A 17,068-nucleotide genomic window follows, 5' to 3' on the forward strand; every position below is an offset into this window, starting at 1 on the left:
CACCATTTCCCCGTTTAGGATGACCCTGTCGGGAGTTCCCGACACCATTTCCCCGTTTCGGTTGGACCTGTCGGGAGTTCCCGACACCACTTCCCCGTTTAGGATGACCCTGTCGGGAGTTCCCGACACCCTTTCCCCGTTTCGGTTGATCCTGTCGGGAGTTCCCGACACCCTTTCCCCGTTTCGGTTGGGCCCGTCGGGAGTTCCCGACACCCTTTCCCCGTTTCGGTTGATCCTGTCGGGAGTTCCCGACACCCTTTCCCCGTTTCGGTTGGGCCTGTCGGGAGTTCCCGACACCCTTTCCCCGTTTAGGATGACCCTGTCGGGAGTTCTCGCCAGCTCATTCGGGCACAAGACGCCATAAAAAGTACGGATGATTTATGAAGCCCCGACGGCCGAGAAGCAAGAAATATAGCATTTTCCTTTGCTTTTCCACGTCTTTCGTTTATCTTTGCACCCTGTAACAAAACAATGCAGACAACATTATGGCGATAAAAACAGAAAATAACGACGAGAAGAAAAGCATCAGTTTCGTAGAACAGTTGGTTGAAGACGATTTGGCTGCCGGCAAAAATGGCGGTCGCATTCAAACGCGCTTTCCGCCAGAACCCAACGGATATTTGCACATCGGCCACGCAAAAGCAATTTGCATGGACTTTGGGATAGCCGAGAAATATCGTGGCGTTTGCAACCTACGCTTCGACGACACCAACCCCAGCAAAGAGAATAACGAATATGTGGAGAACATCCTGAGCGACATCCGATGGCTGGGCTTCCAATGGGGAGAGATTTTCTACGCATCAGACTATTTCGAAAAACTTTGGGACTTTGCCATTTGGCTTATTAAGAAGGGGCTGGCTTATGTTGACGAGCAAAGCAGCGAAGCCATTGCCCAACAGAAAGGAACCCCCACGACACCGGGCACAGAGAGCCCCTATCGCAATCGCCCGATAGAAGAAAACTTGGCTTTGTTTCACCAAATGAATACGCCCGAAGCGGTGGAAGGCAGCATGGTGCTGCGCGCCAAACTCGACATGGCCAACGATAACATGCACTTTCGCGACCCCATCATCTATCGCATCATTCAGACACCCCACCACCGCACCGGAACAAAATGGCATTGCTACCCGATGTATGATTTTGCCCACGGACAGAGCGACTACTTCGAGGGCGTGACCCATTCGATTTGCACCTTGGAGTTTGTGCCCCATCGCCCACTCTATGATAAGTTGGTCGATTTCTTGAAAGAGATGGATGGAACGGCCGACAAGTTGCACGACAACCGGCCGCGACAGATTGAGTTCAATCGTTTGAACCTCACCTACACCGTGATGAGCAAACGTAAGCTCCACACCTTGGTTGATGAGCATTTGGTGAGCGGATGGGACGATCCACGCATGCCGACACTCACGGGCATGCGCCGTCGCGGCTACAGCCCTGAGAGCATCCGCATGTTTATCAATTCGATTGGCTACACCAAATTCGACGCACTCAACGACATGGCATTACTCGAAGCCAGCGTGCGTGAGGATTTAAATAAAAAAGCCATTCGCGTGAGCGCGGTGCTCGACCCGGTAAAATTGGTCATCACCAACTATCCCGACAGCCAAACCGAGGAGATGGAAGCCATCGATAATCCCGAAGACGAGCACAGCAAGAGCCACACCATCACCTTTGCTAAAGAATTGTGGATTGAGCGTGCCGACTTTATGGAGGATGCACCGAAGAAGTTCTTCCGCATGACGCCGGGCAAGGAAGTGAGACTGAAAAACGCCTACATCGTGAAGTGCACAGGCTGCACGAAAGATGCCGATGGTAACATCACTGAAATCCGGGCCGAATACGACCCCAACAGTAAGAGCGGCATGGAAGGCGCCAACCGAAAAGTGAAAGGCACGCTGCATTGGGTGGCTGTCAACCATTGCCAACCTGCCGAAGTGAGAGAGTACGACCGCCTGTTCAGCGTGGAAAATCCTTCGGCCGACGAACGCGATTTCCGTGAGTTGCTCAACCCCGAGAGTCTCACGGTGCGCACGAATTGCTATGTTGAAAACTACGCTGCCGCACGCAAGCCGGGCGAATATTTGCAATTTCAACGTACAGGTTATTTCATGGCCGACTTAGACACAACTCCGGAACATCTTGTGTTCAACAAAACCGTAGGATTGAAAGACACCTGGGCGAAACAAAGCAGCAAGAACTGATTCATCAAAACATCCATACACCATGTCCTCAAATCCACTTGACTTGAGCGATGAGGCGACCTTGCAACAGGCATTATCGCAATATGAAAACGCCTTGAAAATGGGCGAGACTGTGTATATCGACTCGACACTGCTTTGGGACATCGCGCAACACTATCAATACGACGAGGGGGATGACAAGGCTGCAGAAGAGGCGGTGGATTACGCGCTGCGGCTCTTTCCCAATGACGATGACTTCTTGAATTATAAGATTGAACTGTTATTAGAAAAGGTTGACGAAGAAAAATACTTCTTAAACGAGCCCAACCTCAATCAACAATATCTCGCCGAAGCCAAAGAGCTTGTTGCACGCATTACAGAGCAAGACACTGAGGACTATGTGCTGACCTTGGCGCGCATCCTATTAAAGAAGACAACCGACAGCATTTGGAAACACGACGAAAATGAAGCAGCCGACGAACGGTTGTGGCAACACATCGCCAATCACAACATCGACCTCTCCGACGATGCCTACATGGAGATTGCCGAGGGCTTCGACAGGTTGCTCCTGCCCAAGCGTGCCGACGAATGGCTCTCACGCTGTAAAGACAAGGAGAATAGTGACTATTTAGACTTGCTGGCTACCATCAAATGGAATCGGTTGCGCTATGCCGATGCAGTGAAAGCACACGAGAAATTAGTTGAGCAGCAGCCTTACTCGGCTTTCGATTGGGCCTACTTAGCCGAGACCCAATACAAGACGAAGCAATACAAAGAGAGCTTTGAGAGCTGCGAGTTTGCGTTAGCCATCGCCCCCGATTTGAGCACGGCGTGGTACACCAAAGGCAAATGCTACCTGAAGCGCCATCGGCCCTACGAAGCCATAGATTGCTTCAACCACATGTTCAAAGATAAGAATTATCATATTGACTACAAGATGATGTCGGGGATGGGAAGTGCATTCCTCATGTTGGAAAATTACGAAGGTGCAGTCGAGATGTTTGAGCATGCCGAAGAAGATGGGCTGCCCTACAACGACGAATACGAGCGTGTGATGAAAGATAAAGCCATAGCGCTCTTCCACTTAGACCGCAGCAATGAGGCCATCGAATGCTTAGAAGCCTTAGAAGAAAGCCAAACCTACGACCCGATGGAAACCACTTTCGAGGCTGTGGACATCGCCCTTGAGCATTTCGAATACATTTGGAGCATCAACACCCTCATGGGAATTTACCAAGAAGGCTACGACGACGAAGCCATCCTCGACAGGCTCTTCGACATGATGGATCGGTTTTTCAGTGAAGGCAACGACGAAGCCGGAAGCGAAATTGTGCTGTATCTCTTTAGCGATTCCGACGCGTTGCAAAGACCAACGTTCGAAGCCTACAAAGCCCTCTTCTATCGGTTCCACAACAACCCCTACGACAGCTATTTCTGCATGTGCCGTGTGGTTGAGTCGGGCGACCGAGATGCCATTGACGTGCTGGTGTACAACATCGAACCCGTTCCATTGGGTGCAGATCCCGGCAAATACTATGTCAATCTGAAATATCTCTTAGACAAATATGGTTATTCCGTCGACTACTACGAAGACGAAAATGAAAACGAAGAAACATGAATTGGATTACAAGCCTCTTAGGCAACCTCAACTACGGCACAATTTGGCTGCTCATGCTCTTAGAGAGCACCGTCATCCCCGTCCCTTCTGAACTCGTTGTTTCGCCCGCTGCCTATCATGCCGCTGGTGGAAACCTCAACATTTGGTTGGTGATTTTATTTGCTACCATCGGGGCCGACTGCGGTGCCACCATCAACTATCTTGCAGGCTACTATTTGGGGCGCCCCCTCATCTATCGTTTCGCCAATAGCAAATGGGGAAAACTCTGTCTGCTCAATCAGCAAAAGGTGGAACACAGCGAAAAGTATTTCTACGATCACGGCATGGTGGCCACCATCACTGGGCGCCTCATTCCCGGCATCCGACACCTTATTTCCATCCCCGCTGGCCTGTCGAAAATGAAATATTGGCAATTCCTGCTCTACACCACCCTCGGTGCCGGTGCATGGAACTGCATCCTGGCCGCCTTGGGATGGTATCTGCACACGGTGGTGCCCGAGAACCAGCTGCAAGCCGAAATCGAACGCTATGGCGAATACATCAAGTTCGTCATTATTGGGCTTGTCATCATCGGGCTCCTCTATCTGCTCTTCAAGCGCATGCGCAAGAGTAAAAAGGACAAAGCACAATAAGGAACAGACATCGGCAAACTGAAAAGAGGTACACGCAGCGTGCACCTCTTTTTTCATGCAGTGCGTCGCGCCACAAAACCACTGCACGGAGGCAAAATGCAGTGCAATCGATAGCACGAACCACTGCACGGAGGCAAAATGCAGTGTAAACGATAGCACGAACCACTGCACGGAGGCGAAATGCAGTGCAAACGATAGCACGAACCACTGCACGGAGGTAAAATGCAGTGTAAACGATAGCACGAACCACTGCACGGAGGTAAAATGCAGTGCAAACGATAGCACGAACCACTGTACGGAGGCAAAATGCAGTGCAAACGATAGCGCAAACCACTGCACGGAGGCAAAATGCAGTGCAAACGATAGCACGAACCACTGCACGGAGGCAAAATGCAGTGTAAACGATAGCACGAGCCACTGCACGGAAGCAAAATCAACGCTTCGTGCTACGAAAAAAGAGCACAATCTCCTCACGAGATTGTGCTTCGACTATAAGATTGAGGCAAATGTCAGCCCCTATTCCCACTCGATGGTCGAGGGCGGTTTCGACGAGATGTCGTAGCAAACGCGGTTGACGCCCTTCACCTTGCGGATGATTTCATTAGAAACATCGGCCATGAAGTCATAAGGCAGGTGTGCCCAGTCAGCCGTCATGGCATCCATGCTGGTCACCGCCCGCAGCGCTACCGGATGCTCATAGGTGCGCTCGTCACCCATGACGCCTACCGACCGAATCGTGGATAACAAGACCGTTCCCGCCTGCCAAATGTTGTCGTAGAGGGTTGTTCCGTCGGGCATGTGGTAGTTAAGCATCTTACTGATGTAAATGTCGTCGGCTTCCTGCAAGATACTTACCTTTTCGCGTGTGATTTCGCCGAGTATGCGCACGGCAAGTCCCGGACCGGGGAACGGATGGCGCTTTATCAAGCGTGTAGGCATCTGCAATTCATGGCCCACGCGGCGTACCTCGTCTTTAAAGAGCCATTGCAGCGGTTCGCAGAGCTTTAACTGCATGTCTTTTGGCAGACCGCCCACGTTGTGATGGCTTTTTATGGTCATACCAGTGATGCTTAGGCTCTCGATTCGGTCGGGATAGATGGTGCCTTGCGCCAACCACTTCGCGTCGACTATTTTACGTGCTTCGTCATTGAACACTTCGACGAAATCCCGACCAATAATCTTGCGTTTCTCTTCAGGATCGGTCACGCCCGCTAAATCACCGAAGAATTTTTCGCTTGCATCGACGCCAATCACGTTTAACCCTAAGCCTTCATAGTCCTGCATGACCTGTGCGAACTCGTTCTTGCGCAGCATTCCGTGGTCTACGAAGATGCAGGTGAGGTTTTTACCGATAGCTCGGTTGAGCAGCACGGCGCAGACCGATGAGTCGACGCCACCCGACAGACCGAGGATGACTTTGTCGTTTCCCAACTGTTGTTTGAGCTCGCTCACGGTGGTTTCGACGTATGACGCCGCGCTCCACGACCGGCGACTGCCGCAAATGTCGACTACAAAGTTCTTCAACAGCAGGCTGCCTTGTGTCGAGTGGTAAACCTCGGGGTGAAACTGCACGCACCACACGCGCTTGTCCTCGTTGGCAAAGGCAGCGTACTTGACATCGTCGGTTGAGCCAATTACCTTGTAGTCACTCGGTATGCCCGTGATGGTGTCGCCGTGACTCATCCAGACTTGCGAGCCGCACGCAAAGCCTTTGAAGATTCTCGACGTGGAATCGACAGACGAGAGGTGGGCGCGCCCATATTCGCGCGTACCTGCTTGTTCCACCTTCCCGCCGCAGGCGTTTGCAATGAATTGTGCGCCGTAACAGATAGCTAATACGGGATACTTACCAATTAATGCGCTCAAATCGGCCTGAAAAGCTTCTGCATCGTGCACTGAATAGGGACTTCCGCTAAGAATTACGCCGATCACCGACGGATCGTCCTTGGGAAACTTGTTATAGGGCAAGATTTCGCAGAAGGTGTCTAATTCGCGCACGCGCCGGCCGATTAACTGGGTGGTTTGCGAGCCGAAATCTAAAATAATAATCTTCTGTTGCATGTATATAGGGATTTTAAAGAGTGATTTGACCTGTATCGTTGAGGGACTCGACAAATTTATGGGCAGCGTCGAGTGTTTCGACCTTGCCCACGTCAAGCAGCTGCAAATTTTGCGCAACACAACCTTTGATAGCCACCTGCCTGCAATTTTTCAGATAAAAATCGATGATGGAAAAGCGATTTGCAAACGTTTTCATCAAGGGAAAGAGCGTGGGCGCGAACAAATGGATGCCCGAGAACGCAAACAGCTGGTAGTTGTGCCGAATGGTGTCGATCGAGGCTTGTTGCACCTCGGTAAAGGGGCTCTTCACCTCGCCCGTTGCAAGATTTACCCAGCCAACGAGCCGCATCTGGTCGTTGAAGAGCAGATAGCGTTGTGTGACGCGCTGACTCACCAAGAGCACGGCCGATGCCTGCTCGTGAGGGATGCCGCACGTGGGACACAGCATCATGCGGTCGGTGGTGTAGAACGCACGCAGGTCGATGTTGCTCAGAATATCGACGTTATGGATTAAAATTGGCTCGTCGGGGCGAAAAAGCTGTTGGGCATGCTTCAACCCACCGCCAGTCTCCAATAACTCGGCGGTTTCATCGCTCACACGGATGTCGACACCAAAATTATCGTTGGTTTTGAGGTAATCGATGATGAGCGGGGCAAAATGATGCACGTTGATGACGATGTGGTCGCATCCCGAGGCTTTTAACTTCTCGATGACGCGCTTGAGCAGTGGTACGCCGTCAATCTCGATGAGGGCTTTGGGCAATTTGTCGGTGAGCGGCTTTAAGCGGGTGCCCAATCCCGCTGCAAATATCATTGCTTGCATAATGTTGATGAGGAAATGTGCTTGCAAGGTGGATTTTTGTCAATCCCTCATGCTGCACTGGTGTTGCTACGCTAATTTCGCGCCTTTAATACTTGTTCAATGTGCTGTTCTCGATGTAAAATTTGCACTTCGATACCAAACTTTTCGTGGATGTGTTGTGCCAAATGCTGTGCACTGTAGACAGAGCGATGCTGGCCACCTGTGCAGCCAAATGAGAACATGAGATGGGTGAAACCACGCTGCATATAGCGCGCTACATGGTGGTCAGCGAGCTGATAGACGTGTTCTAAGAAATGTAATATCTCGCCATCGTCCTCCAAGAATCGAATCACGGGCTCATCCAAGCCGGTAAGCGCTTTATAGGGTTCGTAGCGGCCAGGATTGTGTGTGCTTCGGCAATCAAACACGTAGCCCCCGCCATTACCCGATGGATCTTCGGGAATTCCTTTGCGATAAGAGAAACTACACACGCGAACAACCAAAGGACCTTTACCGTCGTACTTAGAAAAGGTGGCGGGACCGTCTTCCGGATGCGCTTCGTACACAGTACTGTCAGTGGTTTTATATCCATCTGTCCGTGCCTGTACAGGTACGGGGGCGTCTTGGAACTGCGGCAAGGCTACGAGACGTGTCAACATCTCGACTAAGTAAGGATAAGGGAAAAGCGCGGCTTGTGCTGCAAGTAACTGACGCAAACTCTCTATGGCAGGCTGAATAGAGTCTAAGAAATGCTTCTTCCGCTCAAAATAACCGCGAAAGCCATAGGCACCAAGCACCTGCAACAAGCGAAACAGCACAAACAACGACAAGCGATTGGTAAATTCATGGACGGGCGGAACTTCTATGTATTGACTCAATGAATTATAATAGGCTTTGATGAGCTTCACCTTCAGTTTATCGGGATATTTAGCCGAAGCCTGCCAAAGAAACGAAGCTAAATCGTAATAATAAGGCCCGCGCCGACCTCCCTGGAAGTCGATAAAGTAAGGATTTCCCTGCGCATCAAGCATAATGTTGCGTGCTTGGAAGTCGCGATAAAGAAAACTCTCACCGACCTCTTCGGTTAAATCCTTGGCAAACATGCGAAAGTTGGCCTCCAACTTTAATTCGTGAAAATCCAAACCGGTTGCCTTCAGAAAACAGTATTTAAAGTAGTTCAAATCAAAGAGCACACTCTCTACATTAAAGGCTGGCTGCGGATAACAGTTGGCCCAGTCTAATCCGCGTGCACCACGGATTTGGATGTTGGGCAGTTCACAAATGACATGCGTCAACAGCTCTTGCTCGTCTTGATTATAACGTCCACCAGCTTCGCGTCCGCCTCGAATGGCATCGAAGAGCGATTGTGTACCTAAATCTGTCTGCAAATAGCGCAATTCATCATCGCTCACAGCCAATACCTCGGGAACAGGCAATTTTCTCAGCAAAAAATGACGGTCTAAATAGATAAATGCGTGATTTTCATCACGACTTGTTCCGATAACACCGACAACACTGTCGCCGCTGTCTGATATAAAACGATAATATTGCCGGTTACTACCTGCCCCGTCTATTTTCTCAATCTTCGCAGGCGAATGACCTATAAACTTCGTATAAAGCGATATTAATTGCTCCATGGTTAATTCATTTTATTGCGATTTCGCCGTTTATCTTCCCACTGCGCTAAAAGAGCATCAATCAATAGTAGAATCATCATGATACCCAATGACATCAAGAAAGAATGGGTATTGACGAGTAGCAACACGGACAAAACAGCAAATAATGCAACGCGTTTCCAGTTGAATTTTATTTTCATGCCTGCAAAGATAAAGATAATACAAGGAAATTCAAAAGAAATAAATAAATAAAAAATCGGATGTCATCACGACAACCGATTTCCAAAAACAAACTACTTAAAAACTAATCTACTAAAACAAATCAAAAAAATATCTTTGGAGTTTTACTCCTTGAGTTTCAACCTTTGTGGTGCAAAGATAGGAAAATAAATAACAAGCTCAAAGCATTTACTTCGTTTTTTTTAATTAATTAACCCCATTTTTGCGGAAATAGGAGTAATTATTGTCATAATCTTGCACATATTATTGATTCTAATACATTCTACTTGCAGTAGCAAATCTGCACACATTTTATTTCATTTATGCATGAGTTTATCGTGTTATCACGTGCATTTTCAAATGAAAACACATCCATATATCTCGCAAAAGCTAAAGGTTTTAGACGAATGGCACATACCTTATACCTAATTTACAAGCGAAAAAGGGATGCACTCGCCGTGGAGTGCATCCCCTATTTCTTATTCTTACGAATAAATCTTGATTACATCATGCCACCCATTCCTGGTTGTCCAGCAGGCATGGCAGGTGCATTCTCCTCAGGTTTATCGGTAATCAAACACTCTGTTGTTAAGAATAAGCCTGCGATAGAAGACGCATTTTCGAGTGCTACACGAGCAACCTTCGCAGGATCAATGATACCTGCTTTACGCATATCCTCGTAAACATCAGTGCGCGCATTGTAACCAAAATCACCACTGCCCTCAGCTACTTTATTCACAACTACTGAACCTTCACCACCTGCATTGGAAACGATTTGGCGAAGTGGCTCTTCAATAGCACGCTCAACAATCTTAATACCAGTCGTTTCGTCGGCATTATCGCCCTTAAGACCTTTCAAAGCTTCGAGTGCACGAATATAAGTTGTGCCACCACCAGCAACCACTCCTTCTTCCATAGCTGCGCGTGTTGCACAAAGTGCATCGTCAACCCGATCCTTCTTCTCTTTCATCTCTACCTCAGAGTTTGCACCTACATAGAGTACAGCTACGCCACCAGCCAATTTAGCCAAACGTTCTTGTAACTTTTCCTTGTCATACGAGCTGGTAGTGTTTGCAATCTCATTCTTAATTTGTGCAACTCGGTCGGCAATACATTCTTTCTTACCTGCACCATCAACAATGGTAGTGTTATCTTTCGAAACAACTACCTTTTTAGCTGTGCCACACATCTCGAGTGTTGCTTGTTCTAACTTCAAGCCCTTTTCCTCACTGATAACAACACCACCCGTGAGCACTGCAATGTCTTCAAGCATAGCCTTGCGACGATCACCAAAGCCAGGAGCTTTCACTGCACAAATCTTTAAACCGCCACGCAAGCGATTTACAACAAGTGTCGTCAATGCTTCAGAATCAACGTCCTCGGCAATCACCATCAAGGGGCGTCCACTTTCAGCTGCAGGTTGAAGAATGGGTAAGAAATCTTTCAAATTGCTAATCTTCTTATCGTAGATGAGAATATAAGGATTTTCCATCACACATTCCATCTTGTCAGCATCGGTTACAAAATAACCGCTCAAATAACCACGGTCAAACTGCATCCCTTCAACTACGCCAATGCTGGTGTCACGTGTTTTACTCTCTTCAATGGTGATAACGCCATCTTTAGAAACGCGCCGCATTGCATCAGCCAAAAGCTTTCCAATTTCAGGATCGTTATTGGCAGAAACTGTAGCTACCTGTTCTATCTTGTCATAGTTATCGCCTACTTGCTCTGCATGCGCCTGAATATAGTCAACAACAGCTTTCACCGCCTTATCAATACCACGTTTCAAATCCATGGGGTTTGCGCCAGCAGTAACATTCTTCAACCCTTCATTCACAATTGCTTGTGTCAGAATCGTTGCAGTCGTTGTACCGTCTCCGGCATCATCACCAGTCTTGCTGGCAACACTCTTTACTAATTGTGCACCCGTATTCTCAAAGCGGTCTTCAAGTTCTATCTCTTTTGCTACGGTCACACCATCTTTCGTTATCTGTGGTGCACCAAATTTCTTTTCAATCACAACATTACGACCTTTAGGTCCTAACGTCACCTTCACTGCATCAGCCAATTGATCAACGCCCTTTTTAAGTAATTCGCGCGCATCAACATTATATTTAATATCTTTTGCCATAATCTTTTCGTTTTAAATTAATTCGTCTAATAATCTATTCCACATGAAAGCGCTTAACCCAATACAGCTAAGACATCACTCTGCCTCATAATCAAATACTTCTCACCCTCATATTCTAATTCTGTTCCGGCATACTTTCCATAGAGCACAGTGTCGTTCTCTTTAAGCACCATGGCTTCATCCTTTGTACCTTGCCCTATAGCAATTACACGGCCACGCTGAGGCTTCTCTTTTGCTGTATCAGGAATAATAATTCCGCCAACTTTTTCTTCTGCTGGTGCAGGAAGCACCAAAACTCTGTCTGCTAATGGTTTAATATTCATTATTCTTATGATTTAGTTGTTTAATATTTAATTTTACGCTTTGCCGTATGCGAACATTGTGCCAGTTCACAAATATATGACAATTTTGTCAGTCAGGGCTGACAGAGTTGTCAGTAACCTATCCATTCTTGTCAGCATTACAGACCCTATGTATCACTCAGCAATGAAATAAACGGACTATGGGTGACTCCTTATAAATATTTTTTCATAACTTTGCAATCATATATAAATAAGGAGAAAGTTGACTGCGGAACTCATAATTGTGTTTTGGCAATAGACTTTGATAACAAACAACCTATTCATAAAACGTATGAAAGATTTCTTTAAGCATGTTCTGGCAACAATTGTAGGACTGCTTCTTTTCACCGGTATTACAATAGCATTTGGCTTTTTAGCCATTGTAGGATTACTGATTACAGCTGGAGATTCCTCTTCAACCAGCATCAGCAATAATTCTGTATTGGTTATTCAGTTAAAGGGACAAATGACAGAACAGCAAGAAAGCGATTTCTTCAGTAGCCTGAGCGATGAACCGACTTTGAGTTTCGAAGAGGTGATGAAGGCTATCCAGCACGCTAAGAATAGTAATAAGATTGTAGGGATTTATCTTGAAGCTGGCGCTTTCTCGGCAGACTTAGCACAAGTACAAGAAATTGAACAAGCTTTACAAGAGTTTAAGAAATCCGGGAAATGGATTATAGCCTATGCCGAAACCTATAGCACGTTAGGCTATTACGTAGCCTCAGCAGCCGACAAGGTTTATATGAACAAAGAAGGTATGCTTGATTGGGCTGGTATTGGTGGCGAACGTATCTATTACAAAAATCTATTAGCTAAATTAGGTATCCGTGTCATTGCCACGAAAGAAGGTAAATATAAAAGTGCCGTAGAACAAACGACAGCCGACAAGATGAGTGATGCCGATCGCGAACAAACACAACGCTATCTTGATGGTTGGTGGAAAATCATTCTCAACACTGTGGCCAACAATCGAAAAATAAGTTCTTCTTTGCTCAATCAATATGCAGACAACGTGATTGGCATGGATGATCCAGAAACATTGGTAAAGTGCCACATGATAGATGGACTGCTTTACAACGACCAAGTGAAAAAAATTATCAAGTGGAAACTACAGATTGATAATGACGAAGAAATCAACAAAGTAAGTGTAGATAGACTTGCTACGGATAATAATGCTTCTACAGGACAACATATCGCCGTATATTATGCTTACGGCGACATCGTAGACCAGGCTTCCCCACAAGGACTATTCCAAGACAATCATCAGATAGCTGCAGATAACGTGTGTCAGGATTTAGAGGACTTAGCCAACGATGACGACGTTGAGGCCGTGGTAATTCGCATCAATTCAGGAGGCGGTTCCGCTTATGCCTCAGAACAAATTTGGCACCAAATTGCTGAGCTTAAAAAAATGAAACCTGTTGTTGTCTCAATGAGTGGTGCAGCAGCTTCAGGTGGTTATTATATCAGTAGCAATGCCAGCTGGATTGTTGCCAACCCTTCTACAATCACAGGAAGTATCGGCATTTTTGGTCTGTTTCCCGATGTTAGTGAGTTAATGACAAAAAAGTTAGGACTACACTATGACGAGGTTAAAACCAATCGTAATGCAGTCTTTGGTGCAAATGGACATCCTTTCACTGCAGAACAATTAGGACTTTTGCAGCGCCAGATTAATCGAGGCTATAGACTGTTCAAGAAACGTGTAGCCGAAGGTAGGCACCTTTCTATGGAACGTGTTGAACAAGTGGCTCAAGGCCATGTATGGTTGGGCGAGGATGCTATCCACATAGGCCTCGTTGATGAATTAGGCGGATTAGACAAAGCCATCACAAAAGCAGCCGAATTAGCAAAAACCAATTCAAAGGCTACACGTTCCTATCCCACCCCTATTAGCGCATGGGAACAACTCTTTAGCGGCTACAATGCTTCATCTGATTTGCTCAATGGCCAATTACGCACTTTGCTTGGTGAATATTATGAGCCTTTCAAGATGGCAAATGACTACCGACACATGGACAAGATACAAGCGCGCATCCCCTATATCATAAAAATTCAATAAGAATAAGAATAAGTATGAGGACTGAAGGCGATTTTATACATATCAATGAATGGCTACTGCCCATAAGCTGGATTTATGGACTTGGCGTAGGTATACGGAACCAAATGTTTGAGTTGGGACTACTCAAACAACACAGTTTCAACACGCCTATTATTGCCGTAGGTAATATCACGGTGGGTGGCTCAGGGAAAACACCACATGTGGAATATCTCATCAATCTACTAAAAGATAAGTTGCAATTGAGTGTGCTCTCACGCGGATACAAACGTAAGAGTCGTGGTTACCAGTTGGCACAATCAGAAAGTACGGCACGAGAGATTGGAGATGAGCCTTACCAAATGAAGAAAAAATACCCACATATTCACATCGCAGTAGATAAAAAACGGGTGAATGGTATCAAACATATCATCAACGACGAAGCGACACACAATACCGATGTCATTTTGTTAGATGATGCCTTTCAACATCGCTATGTGAAACCAGGCATCAACATACTCTTAATTGATTATCATCGCCTCATTATCTACGACAAGTTATTGCCTGCCGGAAGATTGCGCGAACCACAATCAGGTAAAGATAGAGCTGACATTGTGATTATCACTAAATGTCCAAAAGATTTAAAACCAATGGAATTTCGTGTGCTCACAAAAGCAATAAATCTCTATCCCTATCAAAATCTTTTCTTCACTACCATCGATTATCAAGACCTAACAACACTCTTTGATAGCAACCAACCTGCGCCATCACTCCATCAACTCTCTGATACATCGGTCTTGCTATTGACGGGAATTGCCTCACCCAAACAAATGATTCTCGATCTCACCCCGAAAGTAAAGCAAATACAATCGCTCGCTTTCCCTGATCATCATGCTTTTAAGAAGAAGGATATTGAGCGGATTAACAACACGTTCCAAGCTATCAAAGGCAAGAAAATTATTATAACGACAGAAAAGGATGCTTCGCGCTTAGAGCATTGTACCGAGCTAAGCGAGGAGGTAAAACGCAATCTTTATGTGCTACCTATTCGCATCCAATTCATGCTCAATCAAGAGGAGGAATTCAATCAAAAAATTATAAATTATGTACGAAGAAATTCAAAAGACAGCATCTTGGCTAAAAGAAAGGATGACAACAAATCCTAAAACAGCCATCATTTTGGGGACAGGCCTCGGACAATTAGCTTCAGAGATAACCGACAGCTACGAGTTCCCCTATAGCGAGATACCCAATTTCCCCGTGTCGACAGTTGAAGGCCATGCGGGAAAGCTCATCTTTGGAAAGTTGGGCGGAAAAGATATCATGGCCATGGAGGGAAGATTTCATTTTTATGAAGGCTACAACATGAAAGAAGTTACCTTCCCCGAGCGTGTCATGTATGAATTAGGCATTGAAACACTCTTTGTCAGTAACGCATCGGGCGGGATGAATCCGCTATTCAAAATCGGAGACCTCATGGTTATCACCGACCATATCAACTTCTTCCCCGAACATCCTTTGCATGGCAAGAACTTCCCCACAGGTCCACGTTTTCCAGATATGCACGAGGCCTATGACAAGCGACTTATCGCCCTGGCCAACGATATTGCAAAAGAGTTCAATATCACCCTACAACATGGTGTGTATCTGGGTGTGCAAGGTCCCACGTTCGAAACACCTGCAGAATATCGCATGTATCATCTTATGGGTGCTGATGCTGTGGGCATGAGCACTGTTCCTGAAGTTATCGTGGCACGCCATTGTGGCATCAAAGTATTTGGCATGAGCATCATCACCGATTTAGGAGGGTTCGACACACCGGTAGAAGTGAGTCACGAAGAGGTACAAAAGGCGGCTAATGGTGCACAACCGAAGATGACAACCATCATGCGCGAAATGATTCGCCGTGCATAAATTCTATCATCCTACGTTATGACAGACATTGCTACACTGGGTGAGTTTGGTCTCATTAAACGACTCACAAAGGATATTCAGATTAAAAACCCCAGCACAAAGTATGGTGTGGGGGACGATTGTGCCGTGCTTCATTATCCCAAGACCGAAACACTCGTCACCACAGACATGCTTATGGAGGGCGTTCACTTCGACCTCACCTACATGGATTTTTTCACATTAGGCTACAAATCGGCGATGGTTAATTTCAGCGATATTTTTGCTATGAATGGTTTTCCGCGGCAAATCATTGTCAGCATCGCATTGAGCAAGCGCTTCACCATCGAGGATATGGATAGCTTTTATCAAGGCATGCAAGCTGCTTGTGATAAATGGCAGGTAGATATTGTGGGCGGTGACACCACTTCCTCGCGCACAGGACTGGCCATCAGCATCACATGCATTGGCGAGGCTGCGAAAGAAGATCTCGTTTATCGCAACGGAGCAAAAGAAACCGACCTCATCTGTGTCACGGGTGATTTGGGTGCGGCCTATATGGGATTGCAAATCTTAGAACGCGAAAAGGCAGTGTATTATTCGCAGATTGAAGACTACAACAAAAAGGTGAACCAAGCAAAGGAGCTACATGATGAAGCCAAATTGAAAGCCTTGCAACAGCAGCGCCAAGCTTTCGAAGATTTCCAACCCGATTTTGCCGGAAAAGAATATCTATTAAATCGCCAGCTCAAGCCCGAAGCGCGCGGCGACATGATTGACCGTTTGCGCGCACTTAACATCCACCCCACTGCCATGATGGATATTTCAGATGGTCTGAGCAGTGAATTGATGCACATCTGCGAGCAAAGCAATTGTGGCTGCCGCATCTACGAAAAAGAAATTCCCATTGACTACCAGACTGCCGTTACAGCTGAGGAATTCAACCTCAATCTTACAACCTGTGCGCTCAATGGTGGAGAGGACTATGAGTTGCTCTTTACCATTCCCATAGGCGATCACGAGAAGATTAAAAATATAGAGGGTGTGCGACAAATAGGATACATCACCAAGCCCAATTTAGGTTGCATGTTAGTTACGCGCGATAGCAATGAGTTCCAATTACAGGCACAAGGATGGAATCCATTGCAACAGAAATGAAGCAAAGAAGTTAAATCATAAAACTTTTCGGTATTTGCTCAAGCTGAGCAAACGCCGATTTTTTTTCTTGGAGTATATTCAAGTGGAGCAAGTGCTCAAATTATTTCTTTGAGGCTTGCCCAACCGTGGGCAAGTTCCAAATTTATTTTTTGACGTCTGCCCAGCTTCGGGCAAGTCGCAAATTTATTTTTTAGCGTTTGCCCAACCGTGGGCAAGTCGCAAATTTATTTTTTGACGTTTGCCCAGCTTCGGGCAAGTCGCAAATTTATTTTTTAGCGTTTGCCCAACCGTGGGCAAGTCGCAAATTTATTTTTGACGTTTGCCCAGCTTCGGGCAAGTCTCAAATTTATTTTTTAGCGTTTGCCCAACCGTG

Annotated in this window: 12 protein-coding genes; 7 read left to right on the forward strand and 5 right to left on the reverse strand. The window is 46.5% G+C overall.

What is annotated here, in order from left to right; all coding sequences use genetic code 11:
• The first annotated feature begins 485 nt into the window (after positions 1 to 485).
• Genes HMPREF9431_RS03400 through HMPREF9431_RS03410 form a run of 3 tightly spaced genes read left to right on the forward strand, consistent with a single transcriptional unit; the run spans position 486 to position 4,433 of the window.
• Positions 486 to 2,204 carry a glutamine--tRNA ligase/YqeY domain fusion protein gene (locus tag HMPREF9431_RS03400; protein ID WP_004379710.1) on the forward strand — a complete coding sequence of 573 codons (1,719 nt, stop codon included), beginning with the start codon at positions 486 to 488 and terminating at the stop codon, positions 2,202 to 2,204.
• 22 nt (positions 2,205 to 2,226) lie between these two features.
• Positions 2,227 to 3,801 carry a tetratricopeptide repeat protein gene (locus tag HMPREF9431_RS03405; protein ID WP_004379711.1) on the forward strand — a complete coding sequence of 525 codons (1,575 nt, stop codon included), beginning with the start codon at positions 2,227 to 2,229 and terminating at the stop codon, positions 3,799 to 3,801.
• Positions 3,798 to 4,433: a DedA family protein gene (locus HMPREF9431_RS03410; protein WP_004379712.1), complete on the forward strand. Its 636-nt coding sequence runs from the start codon at positions 3,798 to 3,800 to the stop codon at positions 4,431 to 4,433. Before HMPREF9431_RS03405 ends, HMPREF9431_RS03410 begins: the two co-directional genes overlap by 4 nt.
• A 516-nt stretch (positions 4,434 to 4,949) precedes the next feature.
• Here the strand turns inward: HMPREF9431_RS03410 and guaA are convergent.
• The 5 genes from guaA to HMPREF9431_RS03435 form a co-directional block, all read right to left on the reverse strand.
• Positions 4,950 to 6,494 (reverse strand): glutamine-hydrolyzing GMP synthase, encoded by a 1,545-nt coding sequence (gene guaA, locus HMPREF9431_RS03415; RefSeq protein ID WP_004379714.1) that lies wholly within the window; start codon positions 6,492 to 6,494, stop codon positions 4,950 to 4,952.
• Between the two features lie 13 nt (positions 6,495 to 6,507).
• Positions 6,508 to 7,320 carry a sugar phosphate nucleotidyltransferase gene (locus tag HMPREF9431_RS03420; RefSeq protein ID WP_040561086.1) on the reverse strand — a complete coding sequence of 271 codons (813 nt, stop codon included), beginning with the start codon at positions 7,318 to 7,320 and terminating at the stop codon, positions 6,508 to 6,510.
• A 68-nt stretch (positions 7,321 to 7,388) separates the two neighbouring features.
• Entirely contained in the window at positions 7,389 to 8,933 is a 1,545-nt protein-coding gene (locus HMPREF9431_RS03425; RefSeq protein ID WP_004379716.1) for a RapZ C-terminal domain-containing protein, read from the reverse strand.
• A 700-nt stretch (positions 8,934 to 9,633) separates the two neighbouring features.
• Entirely contained in the window at positions 9,634 to 11,265 is a 1,632-nt protein-coding gene (gene groL / locus HMPREF9431_RS03430) for a chaperonin GroEL (RefSeq protein ID WP_004379718.1), read from the reverse strand.
• A 53-nt stretch (positions 11,266 to 11,318) separates the two neighbouring features.
• Positions 11,319 to 11,588 carry a co-chaperone GroES gene (locus tag HMPREF9431_RS03435; protein WP_004379719.1) on the reverse strand — a complete coding sequence of 90 codons (270 nt, stop codon included), beginning with the start codon at positions 11,586 to 11,588 and terminating at the stop codon, positions 11,319 to 11,321.
• 310 nt (positions 11,589 to 11,898) lie between these two features.
• Here HMPREF9431_RS03435 and sppA point away from each other — a divergent pair, with 310 nt between their 5' ends.
• The 4 genes from sppA to thiL are packed head-to-tail and all read left to right on the forward strand — an operon-like array spanning position 11,899 to position 16,695.
• Positions 11,899 to 13,671 carry a signal peptide peptidase SppA gene (gene sppA / locus HMPREF9431_RS03440; RefSeq protein ID WP_004379720.1) on the forward strand — a complete coding sequence of 591 codons (1,773 nt, stop codon included), beginning with the start codon at positions 11,899 to 11,901 and terminating at the stop codon, positions 13,669 to 13,671.
• 14 nt (positions 13,672 to 13,685) lie between these two features.
• Positions 13,686 to 14,813: a tetraacyldisaccharide 4'-kinase gene (gene lpxK / locus HMPREF9431_RS03445; protein WP_004379721.1), complete on the forward strand. Its 1,128-nt coding sequence runs from the start codon at positions 13,686 to 13,688 to the stop codon at positions 14,811 to 14,813.
• Complete coding sequence (locus HMPREF9431_RS03450; protein WP_081463309.1) at positions 14,752 to 15,561, forward strand: purine-nucleoside phosphorylase; 810 nt, start codon at positions 14,752 to 14,754, stop codon at positions 15,559 to 15,561. Before lpxK ends, HMPREF9431_RS03450 begins: the two co-directional genes overlap by 62 nt.
• 18 nt (positions 15,562 to 15,579) lie before the next feature.
• On the forward strand, positions 15,580 to 16,695 hold the full coding sequence (gene thiL / locus HMPREF9431_RS03455) for a thiamine-phosphate kinase (protein ID WP_004379723.1): 1,116 nt from the start codon (positions 15,580 to 15,582) through the stop codon (positions 16,693 to 16,695).
• The last annotated feature ends 373 nt before the right edge of the window (positions 16,696 to 17,068 follow it).

Origin of the sequence: Segatella oulorum F0390 (genome assembly GCF_000224615.1) — a bacterium.
Lineage (GTDB): Bacteria > Bacteroidota > Bacteroidia > Bacteroidales > Bacteroidaceae > Prevotella > Prevotella oulorum.